Consider the following 19,749-nt stretch of genomic DNA (forward strand, 5'->3'; position numbering starts at 1 on the left):
GAAGGAAATATCAGGTAACTGACTGCGAACGTGGTCGAGGAGGGTGACGGCACGTTCTACGCAGGACGAGTAACGGCCCGCGTCGACTGTCCGCGTTTCGTCCTCCGATCTGCAGGACCTCTTCTGTGCGGTCACCGTCTTCGACGGCCGACTCGAGGGTCAGGTCCCCGAACCCGACGCGGCCGCCGTATCGCGGTCGACCAGCGCACGCAGCGTTTCGCGGCCGAGAAACCGCGGGACGCGTTCGGCGTACCGCTCGTAATCCTCCCCGTAGCGCTCGCGTAGCCACGGCTCCTCGGCGAACGGTAACGCGAGCCACCAGCCCATGTAGATCGCACAGACGACGGCGACCAGCGTGGAGTTCGTCAGGACCGCGAACCCGACCGTCGCGACGAGATAGCCGACGTACTGGGGATTTCTCGAGTAACGGTACCAGCCACCGGTTCGCAACTCGCCGGCCAGTCCCTTCGTCTCCTCGACCCCGAGATCCAGTCCGGACGCGATGGCGACGCCGTAGCCGGCGACGAACACCACTGCACCGACGATCAGTGACGGGCCGCGTGGCAGGCCGAGACTGTTCCAGTCGAGAACGGTGAGCGCGAGCATCACCGCGTTCAGCGCGTGCGAGATTCCCCAGTGGGTGTAGTAGGCCCAGTTTCGCTCGCCGGGTGGCCAGTACCCGCACAGTCCGAACGCGCTGGCGACGATACCGCCGAGATTCGTGATGGTGAGGAGAACGCCCACGGCGAACACTCCGCTTGTCAGAACGCCAGTCATCGGTACATCACCGTCGATGGATCGAACGTCGGCATACGTCCATATCGGTCGCCGAGCGGTCTGTGACTTCGCCCGAATACGCTAGGGGATTTATCCGGCGAGTGGACCGACGAGAGCCGATCGCTCGGCCGTTCGATCGTGTTCGCTTCTGACCACGTTCGTGGCTATCTCCCACAGTCATCGTATCGAAACCCCCATAGTTGCAGGATCGTGCATATTCGGTATGAACAGAGCCGAGAAGGCGGCCCTCCAGTTGCGGGCCGTCGACGTGTTGCGGATGCTGAAGGAGACGCGAACCTACGACGAACTCGCCGAGACGACGGGACTGCCGGCGGGCGATCTCAACCGCTACGTCAACGGACACGTCCTGCCGGGGACCGACCGCGCCCGCGAGGTCGTCGAGGATCTCGGTCGGGAGGCGCTGGCGGCGGAACTCGACGCCCGAATCAGGGTCGACGAGGAGGGCTACGTCGACAACTCCGGTGCGGTCTTCGATCAGCCGTTCCTCGATCTCGTCGCCCCCGTCGTGGCAAACGGATTCGAGTTCGACCGGCCGGACGTCGTCCTCACTGCCGCTACTGACGGGATCACCCTCGCGGCGTCGCTTGCGAGTTACTACGGAACGCGGTGTGCGTACGCGAAAAAGCGCAAGGAGACGGCAGTCGAGGAGTTTATCGAAGCACGCCAGCGTCTGCAGTCCGGCATCGAACTCACCTACTACCTGCCCGCCTCGGCCATCGACGAGGGCGAGTCCGTCCTCGTCGTCGACGACCTCATCAGATCGGGCGAGACGCAGGAACTGCTGCTGGATATCGCGGAAACCGCCGACGCTGACGTCGCCGGAGTGTTCGCGCTCATCGCCGCCGGCGACGACGGCATCCGGCGTGCACGCGAGCGGACCGATGCACCCGTCGGCGCGCTCACGACCGTGTAATCTCGGTACGGACTTGCGGTCGATTCGTTTTCCTCGAGCGCCGGACCGTTCTCTACCGAACGATCGTCACCGGGACCGGCGACCGCCGAGCCACGTTCTCCGCGACGCTACCGAGGAGGATGCGACTGGCCCCCGTTCGGCCGTGGCTTCCGATAACGATGTGGTCGACGTCGTGGTCAGCGGCGTAGTCGACGATCGACCGGGAGACGCCGCCGACGACCTTTGCCGTCCCGATCTCGTGGTCGCGTTCGGCTGCGAACTCCCGGACCTCTTCGAGGAGGTCCTCGGCCCGCTGCTCGTGGTGTTGCTGGATCTCCTCGTAGTTCGCCATTGCGCCACCCTCGATACCGGTCGCCGCATAGAAATCGCCCGGATCGAGCACGTGCAACGCAGTAATCCGGGCCTCGGGGTACTCGCTGCACGCGAACTCGAGCGCTTCGGTCGATCGGTTGGAGTCGTCTACCGGAACGAGAACGTGAGTCGCCATACAGGGCTGTATCGCGTCCGACGTGATAAGTGTCGGCTCCAATTCCCGCTCTGTCCGAAACGCTGCGTTTCGCCCGAGTACACCGGAGTAGTCCGTCCGAGCGCGGGCGGTCGAGACGGAGCGAGACGGCGACGGCGGTCGTGAGCCGTTGTCGACGGAGACAGCTGCCGCTCTCGAGTCCGGGTCGCGATAAAAATCGAGGACAGCGGCGCGAAACCGTTACTTCGCGCGGCCCTGGCCGCCGGTGTTGGACGGGCGGACCTTCTCGGCACCCTTGCCGCGGTTGTTGAGGCCGCGGTTGTCCTTGCCGGCATTGGTGAGTCCGCGGAACGCGCGGTTCTGGTGGGAGTCGTCGCAGATCCAGTTGAGATCGTCGTCGTTCTCGATGGCCGGGTGGTTCGGATCGACGAGGATCACTTCGAACCACTTCTGGCTGCCGTCTTCACCGACCCAGTAGCTGTTGAGCACCCGCAGGTTGGGGTACTTTCGCGAGACGCGTTCCTCGCCGATGCGCTGGATGTTCTTGCGCCGTCCGATGCGGTTGACACCCTGTCGCTTGGTCCGTCGGCCGGCCTTGAAGCGACGTTTTCGGGCGGTCCCCTTGCGGACCGACACGCGAGTGACGACGATACCCTGTTTGGCCTTGTAGCCGAGCTCGCGCGCCTTGTCGAGTCGCGTCGGGCGCTCGATCCGTTCGATCGCGCCCTGCTTGCGCCATTCCTGTTTGCGCTGCCACTGCAGTTCCCCGAGCTTGCCGTCGTCGGGGTCCTTCCATGCCTCCTTGATGTGGGAGTAGAAGCTTTGTGCCATGTATGTTCACCCGCGGGCGTTTCCTGGTTCAATCCCGACCGGGGCCATGCCCCGCGGATCACATCCCGACCTGCGGCAAAGCCGTGCAGGTGCCCGCTGATGCCCGCGAACCAGCGAGTCTACCGTAACTATCTAGCTCTCGAGTATAAGCGCTTCGAACCGGCCACACCCTGCGTGTGAAACACACACTAAACGCCCTCTATGAAGGATCGAGCCGCTGGCGATAGCCACCGGGCCGCGCGGGATCGGACGCGTCAAGTAGAGAACGACATACTTTAGGCTCACCTAAACAACGGTTCGACAGTAGGAGACGATGAGTGAAAGCGTACTCACCGGATCGACACAGGATGGAGGGGGAGAGTCGCCGATCGACGCCATCGACGGAGCGGCGTTTCTCGCGCGTTCGGAGCACAGGGTCCGCGTCCTCGAGTTGCTCGCGGATGGCACACGGACGCGCGAGGAGTTGAAGGCGGGAACCGACGTGACGAGGGTCACGCTCAGTCGGATCCTCGGCGATCTCGCGGATCGGGGCTGGATCGAGCGGGACCACGCCGAGGGCCGGTACGCGGCCACGGATACGGGCCGAGAAGTGTACGAACACTTCGACCGCTTGCTCGAGACGATCGCCGTCGGGCAACGATCCCCGGACGTGATCGACTCCCTCCCGACGGAGTGGTTCGACTTCGAACTCAGGTGTCTCACCGACGCCGATATCGTCGCGGCCGAGAGCGCCGATCCGCTCGCGGGGATGCGAGTCGTCGCCAACGCCGTCGGTCGCGCGACGACCGTCCGCGCCGTCGTCGGGGCGTTTACGAGTCTCCCGATGTACACTCACGCCGAGGCGTTACACGCCGGCGATCCGCCGGACGCCGAGGTCGTGTTCGATACCGACGCGACCGCGGTCAGCCTCGACGATCCGGACCTCGTCGATCGGTGGCGACGGATCGAAGCCGAAACGGATCGGTCGGTATACTACAGCGTCGACGAGGCGGTCCCCTGTAACGTCGATATCATCGACGACGAGACGGTCTTTCTGTCCGTCAGCAACGCCGAAGCCGGCGGGTTCAACGTCGTCAGAACGACCCATTCGACGGTCGTCGACTGGGCACGGAACCTATTTGGCGAGAAACGAGCCGCTGCAGTCCCGCTCGAGCAACGCCGTCCCGGAGCCGGCACGACCGACGACTAGTCCGTTACGGACTGGATTACACGTAACGCGGCGTGTAACATGCAACGTGGGGAATCACTAATACGTTCTTAGGTAAGCCTAAAACATGCCACGCAGACGGGCAGTACTCGCCAGTAGCGCAGGGTTCGTTGCAGCGACCGTCGCCGGCTGTACGGGTGATCCGACCGCGGATGAAGACGATTCGAGCAAGGACGTCGATCCGTACACCGTGACCGTCGAGCCACACGGCAGTTACGAGTTCGATTCGGTGCCGGAATCGTACGCGGTGATCCCCAGCGTCTGGCTCGATATCGGGATGGCGCTGGGAATCGAACCCGACGCCGTCGCGAGTTTCGATCGCGCACCCCTGAAATACTACGACCTGTTGCCGGACGTCTCCCTCGATACGGATGCCGTCACGTTGCTCGCTGGCGACGCCGAGGAGGGGTACGACAAGGAGAACTTCTACACTGCGGACGTCGACGTTCACCTCATCGATCCGCGAACGCTGCAGTTCTACGCCAACTGGAACGAGGACGACATCGCGGAGATCGAAGAGGCGACCGGTCCGTTCCTCGGCTCGACCATTCGGTTCGCCTCGAGTTCGATAACCAACGGCGACGAGCCGGCGTACGATCTCTACGGTGCGTTCGAGAAGGCCGCGGAGATCTTCCAGCGCCAGGACCAGTTCGAGGCGTGGCAGACGTTCTACGACGACTTTATCTCGAACATTCAAGCCGAACTCCCGCCCGAGGACGAGCGGCCGTCGGTCGCCGCGATCTGGCGCGGCGTCAACCCCGACTCGGGGGAGTTCCGAATCGCCGAAATCGACGCCAAAGCGAACAACACCAGGACCTACCGAGAGCTCGGACTGCAGGATGCGTTCGCCGGCCGAACCCCCGACGGGCCGATCGGCTACGAGGAACTCCTCGACGTCGATCCGGACTACATCGGTGCCGTCGGCGGTCTCACGTCGCTAACGCACGAGGAGTTCGTCGAAAGGTCCGTCGAACCGTTCGAAAACGATACGAACGGACAGCAACTGACCGCGGTCCAGAACGGGAACGTCGTCCGGACCGGCGGCCAGTATATGGGTCCGATCGTCGACCTCTATTCGACGGAAGCCCTCGCGAAGCAGGTCTATCCGGAACGGTTCGGGGAGTGGCCGGGGCCGATCAGCGAGATTCCCGAGGACGAACGACTCTTCGACCGACAGCGGCTCGCGGAGATCATCAACGGGGAGTTATAGCCCATCGATGGCGGAGTCATCGACAACACCCGACCACGACACACGATCCGCCCGCTCGAGGGGCGCGTGGCTGGATTCCAGTCTGGCTTCGGTGATCCTCGGCAGTCTCGGCGTTCTCCTCGCCGCGACGCTCCTGCAGGTGAGCTTCGGCGCGTACCCGCTGACGTTCGGCGAAGCGTGGCGGACCGTGTTCGACCCGCAGATACTCTTTCACGTCGATATCTGGCGGGCGTTTCTGCTCGGTTCGGACGTGCCGGACTGGCTTACCACCCGGCAACACATCGTCTGGACCATCCGCCTGCCTCGCATCCTCGTCGGGATTCTCGTCGGCGCGAACCTGGCCGTCTCAGGTGTGATCTTCCAGGTCGTGACCCGAAACGAGCTCGCAAGCCCCTACATTCTGGGCGTCAGCGACGGGGCGGGGCTGGTCGTGCTACTCACACTGACGACGTTCTCGGGCATGATGGGATGGCTCCCGCTGCTAGCGGCCGCCGGCGGCGCGCTCGCCTTCCTGCTCGTCTACGCCATCGCGTGGAAAAACGGGACCAGCCCGATCCGGCTCGTGCTCGCCGGCGTCATCGTCGGCACCGTGTTCGGCTCCCTCCAGCGGGCGCTGTTCTTTTTCATCGACGATCTGGGAATCGCGATGGCGGCCCAGACGTGGCTGTCGGGTTCGCTTCTCGGGACGGACTGGGAACAGGTTCGCATCGCGCTCCCGTTTACGATACTCGCGCTCGTGTTGGCCTTCGCCGTTACGCGCCAGCTCGATGTCCTACTGCTGGGAGAGGAAACCGCACGATCGCTCGGCATGCCCGTCGAACGGGTGCGCTTTTTGGTTGCCGGGATCGCGATCCTGTCGACGGCCGCGGCGATCGCCGTCGCGGGCCTCGTCGGCTTCGTCGGATTGATCGTTCCGCACATGGTCCGGAACATCGTCGGCAACGACACGAAACGGCTCCTCGTCGGCTGTCTGTTCGTCGGCCCCGCGTTGCTGGTCGGAGCGGACGTCGGCGCACGTCTCGCCCTGAACCCCGTCCAGCTTCCGGTCGGAATCGTCACCGGCCTCATCGGCGGGCCGTACTTCCTCTATCTGATGCGAAAGCAGGAGGACATGGGGTCGGTCTAGCGGCGACCGCGGGTCGCTGTCTCGCTCCCCTTCGGCCCGTTCCCACCCCCGTCGGGCACACGCGTCGGCGACGGCCGGGTCCTCGGGTTTCTCTCCTATCCTATCAGTAACACAGTGCCGCGTACCGTCTCGAATCAGTAGACCCGACTTTCCTCGAGCGCGGCGCGCTCTGTGCGCCGCGCAATTACCCGCCCCCTTGGGGGGCATCGCGTTTTATCGAAACGGACCAACCAGTTAGTATCCTAACGTTCTTTAGGATTGCTTGCGTAACGCAGAGATGCGCACGAAAGTGCGCCGAGCCGGAGTGCCCAGCCGCCAAGCTTGCACTCCGACTCGCCCATTGCCCCCGCGAAGCGGGAGCAATCCACCATTGGCGTTGGCGAAATAAAGACTTGCCGACGTCCCGCCGAACCAGTCGTAGCTATCGCTGTGTCGCTCGCTGGAGTGTGTTCCGCTGCGTCGGGGCCTGTAACCCGACAATCATGACCTCGAGAATAACGTTCCACTGCGATTGTGGCACCGACGTTCGTATCGCCCCGATCACGGAGCCGGCAACGTGCTCGAACTGCGAGACGACGTTCGTACTGACGCTCACCGTCTCCCCCGACGATCACGATGCATCCAGCACTCGCCACGGCACTTACACGAATCGCGGCCCATGAGGGTTGCGATCGATCGGCCTTGCCACCGCTGTACGACGCCGTCGATCCCGAGGCGCTGACCACGGTGCTCGAGTCGAACGCGGACGTTACCGTCCGATTCGAGTACGGCGGCTACCGCGTAGTGGTTGGCTCCGACCCCGACGAGGTGACGGTGATCGACGCGGATCGGTGACCGGTCGTCGATTCGGATCGGTTGACGACCACCCCCTTTTCTCGAGCCGTTGTCGCTTGTGCTGTCGGATGACCAGCCATGGAACGGGAACGCGTCTCGGTCACGCCGGTTGAGACGGGTTCGTTGCGCCGTCGAGACGGACGACGTCCTCGGTAGCGTCGAGATCGAGGTCCCGTCGGCGGTTGCGCGACGAGGGCCACCTAGAGGTCCTCACTTTGGACGTGCTTGGCGTTCTCTAAAAAAGCTCGTGCGCTTCTTCTTCCATCGATTAATCGCCATTGTCTGAAATACCAGCGATTCTATTGGATCGGTTTCGGAACGGTAACCGACGGATTTCGTATATCGATATCCGATTCATCAGATAACCGGTCGGACAGCCGATGGTCGACGGAGACGCTACGGCTCCCGAAGCGCAGCCGCTCGAGAACCGGATCCCGTCGTCAGAACGCAGTTCCGAAACGCCCGCGGCTCAAACGTAGGCCTCGAGCGACTCGAACGAACCGGCCGCGATGGCTCCAGCGACGTCGGCGGCGTCGAGGTCGTCGGGAACGTGCTGGGGATACTTGCGTCGGAAGTAGCCGATCAGGTTCGTCACGTCCCGCTCGAGGAATTCGGTTGCGTTCTCGTGGTCGGTCGGGACGGCCTGTGGCCAGTCGAAGATCTTCACCCCCTCCTCGTTGACGAAGACGTTGTACTCGCTCATGTCCGCGTGAACGTACCCGTGTTCGTATGCGCGCGCGACTTCGGCCAACAGTAACTCGAGGACGCCGAGCACTTGTTCGTCCTCGAGTTTCGTCCGCGAGAGTTCGACGCCGTCCATCTTCTCCATGACGATCGCGTGGCGGTTCTGATCGACGGGCCGTGGTACCGAGACGTCCGGATACAGTCCCTCGAGGATCTCGTGTTCGCGTTCGGCGGCCTTCCGGGCGGTGTACATCCAGGAGACGTGCTCGTTGTCCGCGGCGTAATCCCGTTCCTTGTGGACCTCCCGGAAGTTCGTGTACCCCTCGCGGTGGTACTTGAGCGCCAGCGGTTTGTACGAACGGACCTCGTAGACGTCGCTTTCCTTACCGACGCCAAGCGGCGAACCGAACTCGCCGATCGTGTCCCGCTCGACGAGCGCCCGCAGCGCGAGCGTATCGTAGCCCTCGAACTGAAGCGTATAGCCCTCGTACTGGATCGTCTTCTTCTCGATCAGCCCGCGCTTGAGACAGCGTTCGAGCCGATAGTCGACCTCCTCTTCGGTCAGGCCGGAGAACTTCGGGAGCTTCTCCCGCTGGACCCACTCGGAGAAGCGCATCCCCTGTTCGACGCCCGAAAGGAGATAGAAGTCTTCTTCCTCGAGTTCCGGCAGTAATCCGGCGACGTTCCGCACCATGTAGCGGCGTAACCGGCGTGAACGTAAAAACGTCGTGACGCGTGATTCGTCCGTCGGCCGCGGGCGTCTTGTGCCGGACGCAGCCCCTGTGAACCGTATGTCGTGATATAGAATTCGCTGTCGAACGCGACGCAGTCGGCTCGAAGCGTTGGATCGACACAATCCATAACTGGATTGCTTGCAATTGAGCGAGTATGACCGACCTCGCCGAGCGAGAGTGGCGACTGATCCGGGACGAACCCCGTACCGGGGCGACACAGATGGCGATCGAAGAGGTGGCGGCACGCACCGCACTCGAGGACGACCTGCGGACGGTGCGGGTCTACTCGTGGGAGCCGAGCACGCTCTCGCTGGGCTATCGACAGGACGCCGACAGCGTCGACTGGGAGTACTGCGAACGCGAGGGGATCGATGTCACACGTCGTCAGACGGGCGGCGGGGGGATCTATCACGACCGGTACGCCGACATCTCGTACACCATCGTAGCGCCGGCGGACGAAGTGCCCGGCGACCTGATGGATTGTTACGAACTGTTCTGTCGACCGATCCTCGAGGCGTTCGAGCAGATGGGCGTCGACGCGGACTTCGCGGCGGCCGAACAGGACGCGATCTACCAGCCCTCGTGCTACCTGCGCGATATCAACCCGGCACATGATATCGTCGCGCCCGCGGGATCGGGCGCGGATGCCGGCAAGATCAGCGGCAACGCCCAGTACCGCCAGCGCGACGTGGTCATCCAGCACGGCTCGATCAGCTACGACCGCAAGCCGGAGCGCCACGTCGGCGTCTTCGATGCGGATCTCGAGCCCACGACCTTCGCCGATCGGGTGACGAGCATCCGCGAACAGGCCGGCATCGATCGGGAGGCGGCGGTCGATGCGATCGCCGAGGCACTGGGTGACTGGTGTGACGCGGACGACGGCGACTGGCGCGACGGCGAACTCGAGGCCGCCCGCGATCTCGCCGCCCGGAAGTTCGGCACCGACGCGTGGGTACGCGACCGGGAGGCCCTCGAGGCCGACGATCACTGAGTGCAGACCGATCGACCGTCGGCGATTCGGACGACCTCGTGGAGCGTCGCGACCTCGTAGGTCGGCGTCACCGAGAGGGTCGCGTCGCGGCAGTGGGACCGTCGAACGAACGCCGAGTCGATCCCCGCTCGGTCGGCCGCGACTACGTCGCTTTCGCTATCGCCGACGTAGAGTGCCGATTCGGCGTCGAGATCGGCGAGGGCCCGCTCGAGATAGTGCGGGTTCGGTTTCTTCAGCCGGAGGCTTTCGACGGTCTTCTCCCGGCCGTAGTACGTATCAAACAGCGGGCAAAGTCCGAAGAACTCCAGTACGAACGCGACCGTACTGTGGTGGTTGTTGCTGACGACGCCACAGGGCTGAGAGAGCTCGGTAAGGCAGGCGACATCGTCGTAGCAGCCTCGCGTTCCCGATTCGAACGCCTCGAGTTGCGATCGTTCGTCGTGGCGTTCGCGCGCTGCCCAGAACGTCTCCGGATCGATCCCACAGTCCGTACAGAGTTCCGCGAGCCCGTCGACGGTCACGCCGGTGACGATCGCGTTCAGGTGCTGTTCGTCGATATCGGTAACCCCTACCTCTCGAAACGCGGCCTGCGTCGCTTCGCGTTGTGTCTCGGCTGCGGGCGGATCGACGAGGATGCCGTCGTTGTCGAAGAGAACCGTCTCGTATTCCGTCACTTGTTTCACGTACTCTGGACAGTAGGTTGACTGTTCCGGTCGGCTGCCGGCCCGCTCCGTTATACCTATCACGGCCCGGTACTGACGGGAATCCATGACGATAAAGGTCGGCGCACACGTTTCGATCTCCGGATCGCGCGTCTCCTCCGACGACGAGACGCCGCCGTACGACGACATCCGCAACGCGGTCCATCGACAGGTCGCGTTCGGCGGCAACTGTGGACAGATATTCACCACCTCGCCGCAGGTCTGGGCTCAACCCGAGATCAGCGACGAGGCCGCCGAGGGGTTCCGGACGGAAACCGAAACGCAACTCGAGGGGCCGTGGGTGATCCACTCGGCGTACCTGGTCAACCTCTGTACCCCGAAGGAAGACCTCCGGCGCAAGTCCAAAGCGAGCATGCAGGCGGAGCTCGACGCCGCCGATAAACTCGGGATTCCGTACGTGAACGTCCATCTGGGCGCACACACGGGCGCAGGCGTTGAGCAGGGGCTGGACAACGCCGCAAGCGTCATCGACGAGCTCGACGTCCCCGACGACGTGACGATCCTCATCGAGTCCGACGCCGGCAGCGGGACGAAACTCGGCGGCGAGTTCGAACACCTTTCGGGCATCATCGACCGCACCGAAACCGACATCGGCATCTGTATCGACACCGCGCACACGCTGGTCGCGGGCAACGACCTGACGACGCCGGAAGCCGTCGACGAGACCGTCCAGCGGTTCGACGACGAGGTCGGGCTGGAGTACCTCGAGTACATCCACCTCAACGACTCGAAACACGACGTCGGCACGCACAAGGACGAACACGCCCACATCGGCGAAGGGTACATCGGCGAGGACGGCATGAAGGCGATCGTCAACCATCCGGACCTCCGGGACCTGCCGTTCGCGCTCGAGACACCCACCGAGGACGGCCGCGGGTTCGAGTGGAACATCGAGAAGGTCACGGAACTCCGAGAGGAGTGACCGCTCCGATCGGCACAGCACGCGGTCCGCTCGCCGGCACACCCGAGCGAGAGCAGTGAGTGTCCCTGCACCCGACGGCAGCCGGGACGGACACGACGAATCGACCCGTTTTTACTCGGGCCGCCGTTATCGGGGGCCGTGCGAGAGTTCTCCGAATCCTATCTCAATCGGACCCGCGAGGGGATGTGGGACGACTCCAGACGCGCCCTCGAGCCGCTGGCTCTCGAGTCCCGCGACCGGATCCTCGACGTGGGCTGTGGGACCGGCGAACTGAGCCGCGTTCTCGCCGCGGAGTCACCGGGAGACGTGATCGGCTGCGATGCCGATCCGGGGCTGCTCGCGGCCGCCAGCGAGTACGTTCCGACCGTCGCCGGCGATGCCCTGCGGCTACCGTTCCCGGACGACGCCTTCGATCTCGTCGTCTGTCAGGCGCTTTTGATCAACCTCCCCGATCCAGCGGCCGCCGTGGCCGAGTTCGCCCGCGTTTCGACGGACCTGGTGGCGGCCGTCGAACCCGACAACGCTGCGGTCGAGATCGACTCCAGCGTCGACGACGAGGACCGGCTCGAGCGGCGCGCCCGGCAGGCCTATCTCGAAGGCGTCGACACCGACGTCACGCTCGGGGCGGACACCAGCGAGGCCTTCGAGGCGGCGGAGCTGGAGCTACTCGAGACCCGCCAGTACGACCACGTGCGAACGGTCGAACCGCCGTACACCGAGAGTGCGCTGGCAGCCGCCCGGCGCAAGGCGACCGGCGACGGACTGGCCGACGACCGGGAGACGATGCTCGCGGGCGAACTCACCGAAGGCGAGTACGACGACCTCCGGGGGTCGTGGCGTGAGATGGGGCGAGCCGTAATCGAGCAGATGCGCGACCGCGAGTATCGACGCGAGGAAGTCGTCCCGTTCTACGTGACGGTCGGCCGCGTGCCCTAGTCTGCAACGGACCGAGACCGCGTTTTCCGGTCCGAGCGCGCCGGCTCCGTTCCCGTCACTGCGGTCGGAGCGCCCGCAGTCCGCTGCCGACCAGGCCGCTGGCGTTCGTGCTCCAGCCATCGGAGTCGTTCGATATGGGATCGCCAGCCGAGTCGCTCGGGGTGCCGTCGCTTTCGTTGCCCTGCCCGTCGGTCTCGTCGACCCGGCTATCGGGCTCGTTACCTCGAGTATCTGTTTCGTTGCCCCCGTCCTCACCGTCGCTTTCGTGCGGTGGGTCGAACGGGGTGGGCACGGGGACGTCGCTTTTCGAGCCGACCTCGACGGCGTATTCGGTCACGGAGAGGCTCCGCAACTCGACCGAGCGGGCGTCGACGACGATGTCGGTTCGTCGAGCCGTGAAACACTCCTCGGCCGCCGCGAGGTCGTTGAGCGTCTCGTTTCGCCGATCCGTCCGTAACACGATGGCTCCCTCGGAGGAGCGCGGTTCCCCGAGTTCGACGCGTCTGGTCCCGTCGAGGTGGATCGTGACGTTCCCATCGTCGCTTCGAATGACGATCCCGTTGGTATCCGGCGCGAACTGCTGGGCGCAGACGGTCGCACCTTCGATCGCCCCGAGGTCGACCGTGACGACTGGCTCGTCGGCCTGACCGGCCACGTGGGACGTTCCGACCGCGGCACCGCCGAGGGCGACGGCCAACACGACGACGAGCACACTGGTCCGGATCATGCGTCGGGGCGGTTCGTCGGTCCGGTTCGTCCCGGCGTCACTCGTCGATACCCCGCCGTTTGATGCGTTCGATGCCCGCGCGACAGGCAAGGCGTATCTTGCCGAGGAGGCGATCGAACCCCGCGTCGATCCGGGCCGCCGCTTTGTCGATCACGCTCGGATCCGAGCCGTCGTCGTCGGTGGCTTCGTCGCCCGGCTTCCAAGCGAGACAGAGGTTCCCGCCAAGGATGCCGAGTAACATGCCGATCAGCAACCCGCCGAGCGATCCGAACAGCGAGAAGATCGACAGAACGATCCCGACGACGCCGATCACGTCGGCGCTGGCCGGCTTGTACAGCGCGTAGACTCCCGACAGAAAAACGAACACGCCGAAGAGGGACCCGATCGCGAGATAGCCCGCCATTTGTCCGCCGATGAAGGCGAGATCCGGCAGGATCCGCATCGGAACCCAGGTGATGAGGACGCCGCCCAGACACAGCAGGATACCGCCCAGGAACGGGCGTCCCGTTCGCCAGGCGTTGAATCGGCTCCACTGAGAGCCGATCCGCCGGCTGACCCGTGTGGGTGGGGACTCGGACTCGTTCTGGCCGTTTTCGGGAGACATGGGCGATCACCCGTCGGAATGGAATTCCACGTCGACGTCGAGACCGGGGAGTGTGATCTCGTTCGAGGCGAGGTACACCGCATCCATCTCGACGTCTTGTTGGACCATTCCGGGGCTCTCTCCGGAGATGTCCGTGAGGTGGCCGTTCTCGGGATCGGCGTTTTCGCCGGCCGTCTGTTGGAACTGCCGTTCCGGATTATCGCTCGCCCTGGCGTTGACGACCTGTCCGTTGAACGTCGCCTCTTCCGCCTGCAAGTCGGTGAGTTTGATGTACTGCTCGTCGGCTTCGACCGTTCCGTCGGCGGCGAACGAGATCTCCATCGAGCCGTCGATCAGGGGAACGGATTGTTCCCCGCTTAGTACCATGCCGTCGATCTCGACGTTACGCTGTTCGACGACAGCAACCGGCGTCTCCCCCTCGGTGTCTTCCCCGACGCTGGGATAGAGGAGGAACTCGTCGGATCTGATCTCGTCGGCCGTGACGGTGAACCCGCTGCCGCTGGCAGTGGCCATCGCCGTCGCATAGGCCGTCCCTGATGAGAGGACGATGAGACCGACAAGCGTGACGATCAGGAACGAGGTGCAGGTCCCGGTCACCAGCCGCTTGCGGCGGTACATACTACGTCCACCTCCGAACGGCCGGTTCGGTTGCTTTCGTTCGATACGCCCGTTTCGCGCCGTTTTCGCTTCGACTTCGTGGCCGCATCTCGTGCGTCACAGGAGCACACCCAACACGATTTCAAATCATTTTTCCTCCTTGTATGAGGGAGCATTTATAACTGACCGGGTGCGAATATTATCTCGGTTCTGATTCGGAATCCGATCTAGAAGAGATTTTAACCCGCGGAGAGGGCTTGAGAGGACACCTCACCGGACGACGAGAGTTATCCCTGCAAGCCCGAAAGTACCGACATCGTTCTCCGCCTAACGGCGGCCATATTCGCCTCGGTATAAAGAGGCGCGGAAACGCGGCGGAACGACTATCCGGGAGAACCGTTCGTGTCGGAGCATGCGAACGAAACGGTTCGAAATCGATCGGTGCACCACGTCCCCCCCATGAGTGTAGGTATCGGATACCACGACTACCGTTGCTCACCGCTGCGGTTCTCCCTGCCGTCGCTCAGCCCGACGGCCGCCGGCTTTCCGTCGGCTCGTCGCAGTTTCGCGGCAGCGATGGACCCGAGGGATCGCCGCCGATCGGACGCCATAATTATGGTAAACGATAATTGGAAATACGTCCACGATGTCGTGACCGTTCGACGATGAGATACGCGAAATGCGTCATTATCCCCGACGACGAGGGACTGCACCCGCTCGATCGGCGGATCGAGGAACACCCCGACGTTACGCGCGAACTCCTCCACAACGTCAATCTCCTCGCCGACGAGACGATCGTCGCGCTCTACCAGTTCTCGGGCGACAGGACGGTTCTCGAATCGATCCTCTCGGAGTCGTCGATGATCAACCAGTACCAGCTTTCGACCGTCGACGGCACACACCACGCCTACGCCCACATCGAAGCACACAACAGGCTCGTCGGGCTGTTGAGCATGCTCCGGGAGTTCGAGTTCATCTACGATACACCCCTCGAGTTTACGCGCCGTGGTGGTCTTCGGGTCACGATGATCGGCGACGTAAAGAGCTTTCAGGAGGCCATTCCGGACGTTCCCGACGGAATCAGGCTCAAGCTCCTCAAGACGGGTCGGTACGAACCGAACACGAATCGACTGTTCTCCCAACTTACCGACCGCCAACAGGAGATCCTTCGGACGGCCGTCGACATGGGGTACTACAACGTCCCGCGGGCGGTGACCCACGAAGACATCGGCGAGAAGCTGGGCTGTACCGGAGGGACGGTCGGCGGCCACCTGCGGAAGATCGAATCGACGATTCTCACCCAGATCGTCCCCTGACCCTCTCACGACCCGACGCCTAATTACATACGGACAGTCGTCGAACGGGGTCGGTATGGCGGCGATCGAACTCGAAGCGCTCACGAAAACGTACGGCGAGGTGGTCGCGAACGACGGGGTCACGGTCGACGTCGAACGCGGCGAAATCTTCGGCTATCTCGGCCCGAACGGCGCGGGCAAGACGACGACTATCCGGACGCTGCTTGGCTTTCTCTCGCCGACCGCCGGGACCGCACGATTGCTGGGACACGACGTCACCGACGAGCGGGCCCTCCTCGACGCGAAACGACGACTGGGCTACCTGCCGGACAACCCGGCGTTCGACGAGACGGTGACCGGGCGTGAGGTCCTCGAGCTACACGCGTCGATCAAGGGCGACGAGCGAAGCGAGGCGTTGCTCGAGCGGTTCGATCCGCCGCTCGATCGCGAGGTACGGGACTACTCGCACGGCAACGTCCGCAAACTCGGCCTCGTGTTGGCGTTCATGCACGACCCCGATCTGGCGATTCTCGACGAGCCCACGAGCGGACTCGATCCGCTGATGCAACAGCGGTTCGCCGAGTTCCTCCGGGCCGAGCGCGACCGCGGCGTGACGGTCTTTTTCTCCTCGCACGTCTTGAGCGAGGTCCGACGCCTCTGCGATCGCGTCGGCATCATCCGAAACGGCCGGCTCGTCGCCGTCGAACCCGTCGAATCGCTGCTCGACAGGAGCGGCAAGGTCGTTCGACTGCGCGCCGACGAAGCGATTCCGCACGAGGTGCTCTCGGTCGATGGCGTCTACGACCTCGAGACCGAGACGTCGAAGCCGAGCGAACGCACACAGTCGGCGGTCACCGAGTGTACGTTTACGTTCACCGGCGACGTAAACGCGTTGCTCGCGGCGCTTCGCGAGTATCGGCTGCTCGACCTCTCGATCGAAGAAGCGCCGCTCGAAGACGTGTTCATGCGGTTTTACGGGGGCGACGAACGCGAACCCCGGAGAGGCGAGCGTGCGAACGCAGGAGCGGACGATGGGTGAACTCGCGCGGTACGACGGCCGACGCCGGCTCACCGGCAGCACCGTCCTCGCGCTCGCGCTGGCCGCGCTGGCCGCGCTCGTCGTCTGGGTGTACCCCTCCTTTCGCGGGGCCGTGGACATGGACGAGCTGCTCGAGGCCTACCCCGAGCCGATGTTACAGGTCATGGGGATCCAAACGTTTGCGAGCTTCGAGGGGTTTCTCGCCGTCGAACTCTACGTCTTCGGCTGGGTCATCCTGCTCGGGCTCTATCTCGCCTACAGCACGGCGGGCGTGATCGCCGACGACGTCGATCGGGGTCGGATGGACCTGCTCCTGTCGCTGCCGCTTTCCCGGACCCGCGTCGTCGGCGAGAAGTTCGCCGCCATGAGCGTCCCGATCGTCCTCGTCAACGTCCCGACGCCGCTTGTCGTCTTCGTCGGCGGGGACCTGATCGGCGAATCGATCGATGCGGCGGACCTGCTTGCGCTTCATCTCCTCTCGATCCCGTTCCTGTTTGCCTGTGCCGGGATCGGCCTCCTCGCGTCGGTCGTTTTCGAACGAGCGAGCATCGCCCAGCGGGTCGCCCTCGGAGTCACCTTCGGACTCTTTCTCGTCGAGTCCCTGCTCGAGGGCACCGACTACGAGGCAGTGGGTGCAATCGCCCCGATGCGGTACTTCGATCCGAACGAAATCCTGCTCGAAGGAACGTACGACCTCGCCGGTGCGGGTATCCTCATCGGAATGACGCTGGCGCTGGTCGTCGTCAGTCAGTTCTGGTTTCGGAGACGCGACCTCTGAGCCGATCCGGTCGTCAGACCACGTCACCCCGCACCGTAACCCCGTCCTGCTCTTCGCGCCAGGCGTGGAGTTGCCGGGCCGCCGTCGCGGCCTCCTCGGCCCCCAGCCCCAGCATCTCGAGGGCGTCGGACAGCGTCGGCAACGCGAGGTCGCTCTCGCGGAGCTTCCGGAACGCCTCCTCGCTTCGGGTCCCGTCGGCCCAGAGACAGACGCCGCGGGGATCGAGCAGTTGCGTGTAGTCTTCCCGGCGTTTCGCGCCGCGCAACCGCTGGGTGACGTTGTCCTCGAAGGACGCGTTACAGACCTCGAGATGGATCGGCTCGTCCTCGTCGTCCGCGAGCAGGTGGGCGGCCAGACACCGCTCGGGGGCGGCGTGGCCGTTCGGGTTGGCCCGCACGTACTCGGGATACTCGGCGGCCCAATCTGCCCGAACGGACTTGCCAACTCCCTCGACTCCGAGCGCCGCACTCGAGTCGGACACGTCGGTTTCGACGGCGTCGCTGTCGTCGCGCATCAGGATGTCCTTGGTCAGATAGACGTCGAGTCGCTCGACCGGATCGAGTCCGAGTGCGACGTCGCCGAACGCCCACACCTCGCGGACGGGAACCGGCATCCGTTCGTTCTCGACCGTCCCGACGAGTCGTTCGAGGCGGTCGACCGCGTCGCTTCGGGGGTAGCCACTCATTAGCGGGTGTGAGCGCTCGAGGCGCAAAACGGTTTCTCAGCGCCGGCCCGCGGCCGGAACCCGGATCGTCGGTCGTGTCAAGAGAGCACCTTTTTTATCGGTTCCCGACCAACGAAACCGTATGCGACACCGCGTCTTCAACGAGGACGGCGACGAGGAACTCGTCTTCGTCATGGGCTGGGGCAACCGCTGGACCCACGAGAACGTCAGTTGGCTCATCGGAACGCTGACAGACGCCGACTATCGGGTCCACGCCTTCGAACTCCCGACCAACATCGAGGACTTCAAAGCCGACTGGCTCGAGCCAGTCGCCGAGTACGTCCGCGACCTCGATGAGTACCAGTTGCTCGGTCACAGCGCCGGCGCGCTCGTCGCGCAGGCCCTCGACGGTGCGGACAACCACGTCTACCTGAGTCCGTGGTGGGGGTACGGCGGCGACGTTCCGGAACTGCTGCTCGAGGCGATTTCGAACGTTCCAACGACGCTTCCCTGCCTCCCGGTCGGCGAGCTCGAACGGCGGGCGATCGGTGAGAAGGCAACCGATCACCAGCTCGCGACGACCCCCCGATGGGTGTCGCCGGCGTTCGTTCGGGAAACCCGCCACGCACAGGAGGACCTCCTGACGATCGATCACGACGCGGTCGTCTTCTGCTCGCTTCGCGATCCGCTCATCGATCTCCGCCCGATCGGCGAGCGCGTCCCCGCCGAACACGTCGTCCTCTACGACGGCGGCCACGAACTGTTCTCCTCGACCAGCCGCGAGCGCTACGTCGAGACGTTACTGGCCGCTCTCGAAGACGGTGCCGAAGCCGTCGAGGAAACCGACGCGGCCGACGAAGAGGAACCAGTCCGGGCTTAGGACGCAGGACTCGAGGCCGAGATCCGGAGTGCTCGGTGTAGTCCGTGAGGCCCGGAGTTGTGTGTCGCCGTTCGAGTCGGTTCGGCTGAGAGGATCGGTCGTTTGCCACCACGATATGTATCGATCCACTTCGTTTTCGACCGATCACCACGTTCGAACGGCTGCCCGCGACGCGCAACCAGTCAGCCGACCGCGAATCGCGTCGCAACCACCGATCGAAGACAGCGATACCTCCCCTGACCCATGACGACAAATCCCACCGACGAGACCGGAGAGCCGTCCGCCATCGATGCGATCACCGACCTCGAGACGCTCCGTGCCCGTTCCGACGTGCCGGTTCACGAGGAGATCAACGTCGTCGACCGCGAAACCGTCGAGACGGTCGCGGAGCTGAATAATATGGCCGTCACCGGCGTCAGCGACGACACCGGTGCGATCCTATTGATGCGCGTGACCGGGACGTGCGGACTGAAACCCCCGTCGGCCTCGGTCGCTCCGGGCGACGATTACGCCGCGGCCGCGCGGGAGTGGGTCGAAACGCAGGCCGGTTTCGAGATCGACCTCGACGCCGTTGAGGGCGTCTGGGATCACAAGGTTCGCCCCGAGGACGGCGACCGGACGGCCCGGCGGTCGTTCGTCGTCTTCAGCGCCACGCCCGTAACCGATCCGAGCGACGCCGAACCGGAGGCCGACGATACCGGCTGGTACGACGAACTCCCGGCGGAAGCGGTCGAACCGCCGGGATGGCAGGCGTTCTTCGACTGATTTCCGGGTCACGTCGCTTCGAGTGC

Annotated in this window: 23 protein-coding genes; 13 read left to right on the top strand and 10 right to left on the bottom strand. The window is 64.2% G+C overall.

Translation table 11 applies throughout. From position 1 onward, the window contains the following. Nucleotides 1-159 precede the first annotated feature (159 nt). Nucleotides 160-777 carry a methyltransferase family protein gene (locus TX80_RS03320; RefSeq protein WP_049921448.1) on the bottom strand — a complete coding sequence of 206 codons (618 nt, stop codon included), beginning with the start codon at nt 775-777 and terminating at the stop codon, nt 160-162. A gap of 223 nt (nt 778-1,000) precedes the next feature. On the opposite strand from TX80_RS03320, the gene TX80_RS03325 reads away from it, so the two are divergent. Next, nucleotides 1,001-1,711, top strand: coding sequence for a phosphoribosyltransferase family protein (locus TX80_RS03325; RefSeq protein WP_049921449.1), 711 nt, complete (start codon nt 1,001-1,003; stop codon nt 1,709-1,711). 52 nt (nt 1,712-1,763) lie between these two features. Here the strand turns inward: TX80_RS03325 and TX80_RS03330 are convergent, their stop codons facing one another. Together TX80_RS03330 and TX80_RS03335 are read right to left on the bottom strand one after the other, a co-directional pair. Beyond that, a complete protein-coding gene (locus TX80_RS03330; RefSeq protein WP_049921450.1) occupies nt 1,764-2,198 on the bottom strand; it encodes a universal stress protein in 435 nt (144 codons plus the stop codon). A gap of 219 nt (nt 2,199-2,417) precedes the next feature. Continuing rightward, nucleotides 2,418-3,008, bottom strand: coding sequence for a 50S ribosomal protein L15e (locus tag TX80_RS03335; protein WP_049921451.1), 591 nt, complete (start codon nt 3,006-3,008; stop codon nt 2,418-2,420). 313 nt (nt 3,009-3,321) lie between these two features. On the opposite strand from TX80_RS03335, the gene TX80_RS03340 reads away from it, so the two are divergent. From TX80_RS03340 to TX80_RS03350, 3 genes are all read left to right on the top strand, one after another. Continuing rightward, a complete protein-coding gene (locus TX80_RS03340; protein ID WP_049921452.1) occupies nt 3,322-4,197 on the top strand; it encodes a helix-turn-helix transcriptional regulator in 876 nt (291 codons plus the stop codon). Nucleotides 4,198-4,282: 85 nt separating this feature from the next. Then, nucleotides 4,283-5,425 carry an ABC transporter substrate-binding protein gene (locus TX80_RS03345; protein WP_049921453.1) on the top strand — a complete coding sequence of 381 codons (1,143 nt, stop codon included), beginning with the start codon at nt 4,283-4,285 and terminating at the stop codon, nt 5,423-5,425. Between the two features lie 7 nt (nt 5,426-5,432). After that, on the top strand, nt 5,433-6,551 hold the full coding sequence (locus TX80_RS03350; RefSeq protein WP_049921454.1) for a FecCD family ABC transporter permease: 1,119 nt from the start codon (nt 5,433-5,435) through the stop codon (nt 6,549-6,551). Between the two features lie 421 nt (nt 6,552-6,972). On the opposite strand, the gene TX80_RS19645 is transcribed toward TX80_RS03350, so the two are convergent. Beyond that, complete coding sequence (locus tag TX80_RS19645; protein WP_154658562.1) at nt 6,973-7,146, bottom strand: hypothetical protein; 174 nt, start codon at nt 7,144-7,146, stop codon at nt 6,973-6,975. A 20-nt stretch (nt 7,147-7,166) separates the two neighbouring features. Here TX80_RS19645 and TX80_RS03355 point away from each other — a divergent pair, with 20 nt between their 5' ends. Then, on the top strand, nt 7,167-7,385 hold the full coding sequence (locus tag TX80_RS03355) for a HalOD1 output domain-containing protein (RefSeq protein ID WP_049921455.1): 219 nt from the start codon (nt 7,167-7,169) through the stop codon (nt 7,383-7,385). Between the two features lie 469 nt (nt 7,386-7,854). Here TX80_RS03355 and TX80_RS03360 read toward each other — a convergent pair whose 3' ends face one another. Then, nucleotides 7,855-8,763: a serine/threonine-protein kinase RIO2 gene (locus TX80_RS03360; protein ID WP_049921456.1), complete on the bottom strand. Its 909-nt coding sequence runs from the start codon at nt 8,761-8,763 to the stop codon at nt 7,855-7,857. Between the two features lie 194 nt (nt 8,764-8,957). Between TX80_RS03360 and TX80_RS03365 the strand changes: the two genes are divergently transcribed. Further along, a complete protein-coding gene (locus TX80_RS03365) occupies nt 8,958-9,794 on the top strand; it encodes a lipoate--protein ligase family protein (RefSeq protein WP_049921457.1) in 837 nt (278 codons plus the stop codon). Here TX80_RS03365 and TX80_RS03370 read toward each other — a convergent pair. Beyond that, a complete protein-coding gene (locus TX80_RS03370; RefSeq protein WP_049922176.1) occupies nt 9,788-10,468 on the bottom strand; it encodes an HAD family hydrolase in 681 nt (226 codons plus the stop codon). The genes TX80_RS03365 and TX80_RS03370 overlap by 7 nt on opposite strands. Nucleotides 10,469-10,568: 100 nt before the next feature. On the opposite strand from TX80_RS03370, the gene TX80_RS03375 reads away from it, so the two are divergent. Together TX80_RS03375 and TX80_RS03380 are read left to right on the top strand one after the other, a co-directional pair. Further along, nucleotides 10,569-11,438 (top strand): deoxyribonuclease IV, encoded by an 870-nt coding sequence (locus TX80_RS03375; protein ID WP_049922177.1) that lies wholly within the window; start codon nt 10,569-10,571, stop codon nt 11,436-11,438. A gap of 138 nt (nt 11,439-11,576) precedes the next feature. Beyond that, on the top strand, nt 11,577-12,374 hold the full coding sequence (locus tag TX80_RS03380) for a class I SAM-dependent methyltransferase (RefSeq protein WP_049921458.1): 798 nt from the start codon (nt 11,577-11,579) through the stop codon (nt 12,372-12,374). Nucleotides 12,375-12,429: 55 nt separating this feature from the next. On the opposite strand, the gene TX80_RS03385 is transcribed toward TX80_RS03380, so the two are convergent. The 3 genes from TX80_RS03385 to TX80_RS03395 are packed head-to-tail and all read right to left on the bottom strand — an operon-like array spanning nt 12,430 to nt 14,323. Beyond that, a complete protein-coding gene (locus tag TX80_RS03385; protein ID WP_049921459.1) occupies nt 12,430-13,101 on the bottom strand; it encodes a hypothetical protein in 672 nt (223 codons plus the stop codon). Nucleotides 13,102-13,138: 37 nt separating this feature from the next. Then, nucleotides 13,139-13,705, bottom strand: coding sequence for a DUF6114 domain-containing protein (locus TX80_RS03390; protein WP_049921460.1), 567 nt, complete (start codon nt 13,703-13,705; stop codon nt 13,139-13,141). Between the two features lie 6 nt (nt 13,706-13,711). After that, nucleotides 13,712-14,323, bottom strand: coding sequence for a DUF6230 family protein (locus TX80_RS03395; RefSeq protein ID WP_049921461.1), 612 nt, complete (start codon nt 14,321-14,323; stop codon nt 13,712-13,714). Between the two features lie 644 nt (nt 14,324-14,967). Between TX80_RS03395 and TX80_RS03400 the strand changes: the two genes are divergently transcribed. From TX80_RS03400 to TX80_RS03410, 3 genes are read left to right on the top strand one after another with little or no spacing between them, the layout of a single operon-like run. Further along, entirely contained in the window at nt 14,968-15,618 is a 651-nt protein-coding gene (locus tag TX80_RS03400) for a helix-turn-helix domain-containing protein (RefSeq protein ID WP_049921462.1), read from the top strand. 55 nt (nt 15,619-15,673) lie between these two features. Continuing rightward, nucleotides 15,674-16,636, top strand: a complete 963-nt coding sequence (locus TX80_RS03405) for an ABC transporter ATP-binding protein (RefSeq protein WP_049921464.1) — start codon at nt 15,674-15,676, stop codon at nt 16,634-16,636. Continuing rightward, on the top strand, nt 16,629-17,414 hold the full coding sequence (locus TX80_RS03410) for an ABC transporter permease (RefSeq protein ID WP_049922179.1): 786 nt from the start codon (nt 16,629-16,631) through the stop codon (nt 17,412-17,414). The genes TX80_RS03405 and TX80_RS03410 overlap by 8 nt, the downstream gene beginning before the upstream one ends. A 13-nt stretch (nt 17,415-17,427) precedes the next feature. Here the strand turns inward: TX80_RS03410 and TX80_RS03415 are convergent, their stop codons facing one another. After that, a complete protein-coding gene (locus TX80_RS03415; RefSeq protein WP_049921465.1) occupies nt 17,428-18,099 on the bottom strand; it encodes a DUF7095 family protein in 672 nt (223 codons plus the stop codon). A gap of 121 nt (nt 18,100-18,220) precedes the next feature. Here TX80_RS03415 and TX80_RS03420 point away from each other — a divergent pair, with 121 nt between their 5' ends. Further along, nucleotides 18,221-18,958 carry an alpha/beta fold hydrolase gene (locus TX80_RS03420; RefSeq protein WP_049921466.1) on the top strand — a complete coding sequence of 246 codons (738 nt, stop codon included), beginning with the start codon at nt 18,221-18,223 and terminating at the stop codon, nt 18,956-18,958. A 243-nt stretch (nt 18,959-19,201) separates the two neighbouring features. Next, the gene (locus tag TX80_RS03425; RefSeq protein WP_049921467.1) at nt 19,202-19,723 is read left to right on the top strand and encodes an NUDIX hydrolase; all 522 of its coding nucleotides are present in this window, start codon (nt 19,202-19,204) and stop codon (nt 19,721-19,723) included. Nucleotides 19,724-19,749 lie beyond the last annotated feature (26 nt).

This window comes from Halopiger djelfimassiliensis (assembly GCF_000455365.1).
GTDB lineage: Archaea > Halobacteriota > Halobacteria > Halobacteriales > Natrialbaceae > Halopiger_B > Halopiger_B djelfimassiliensis.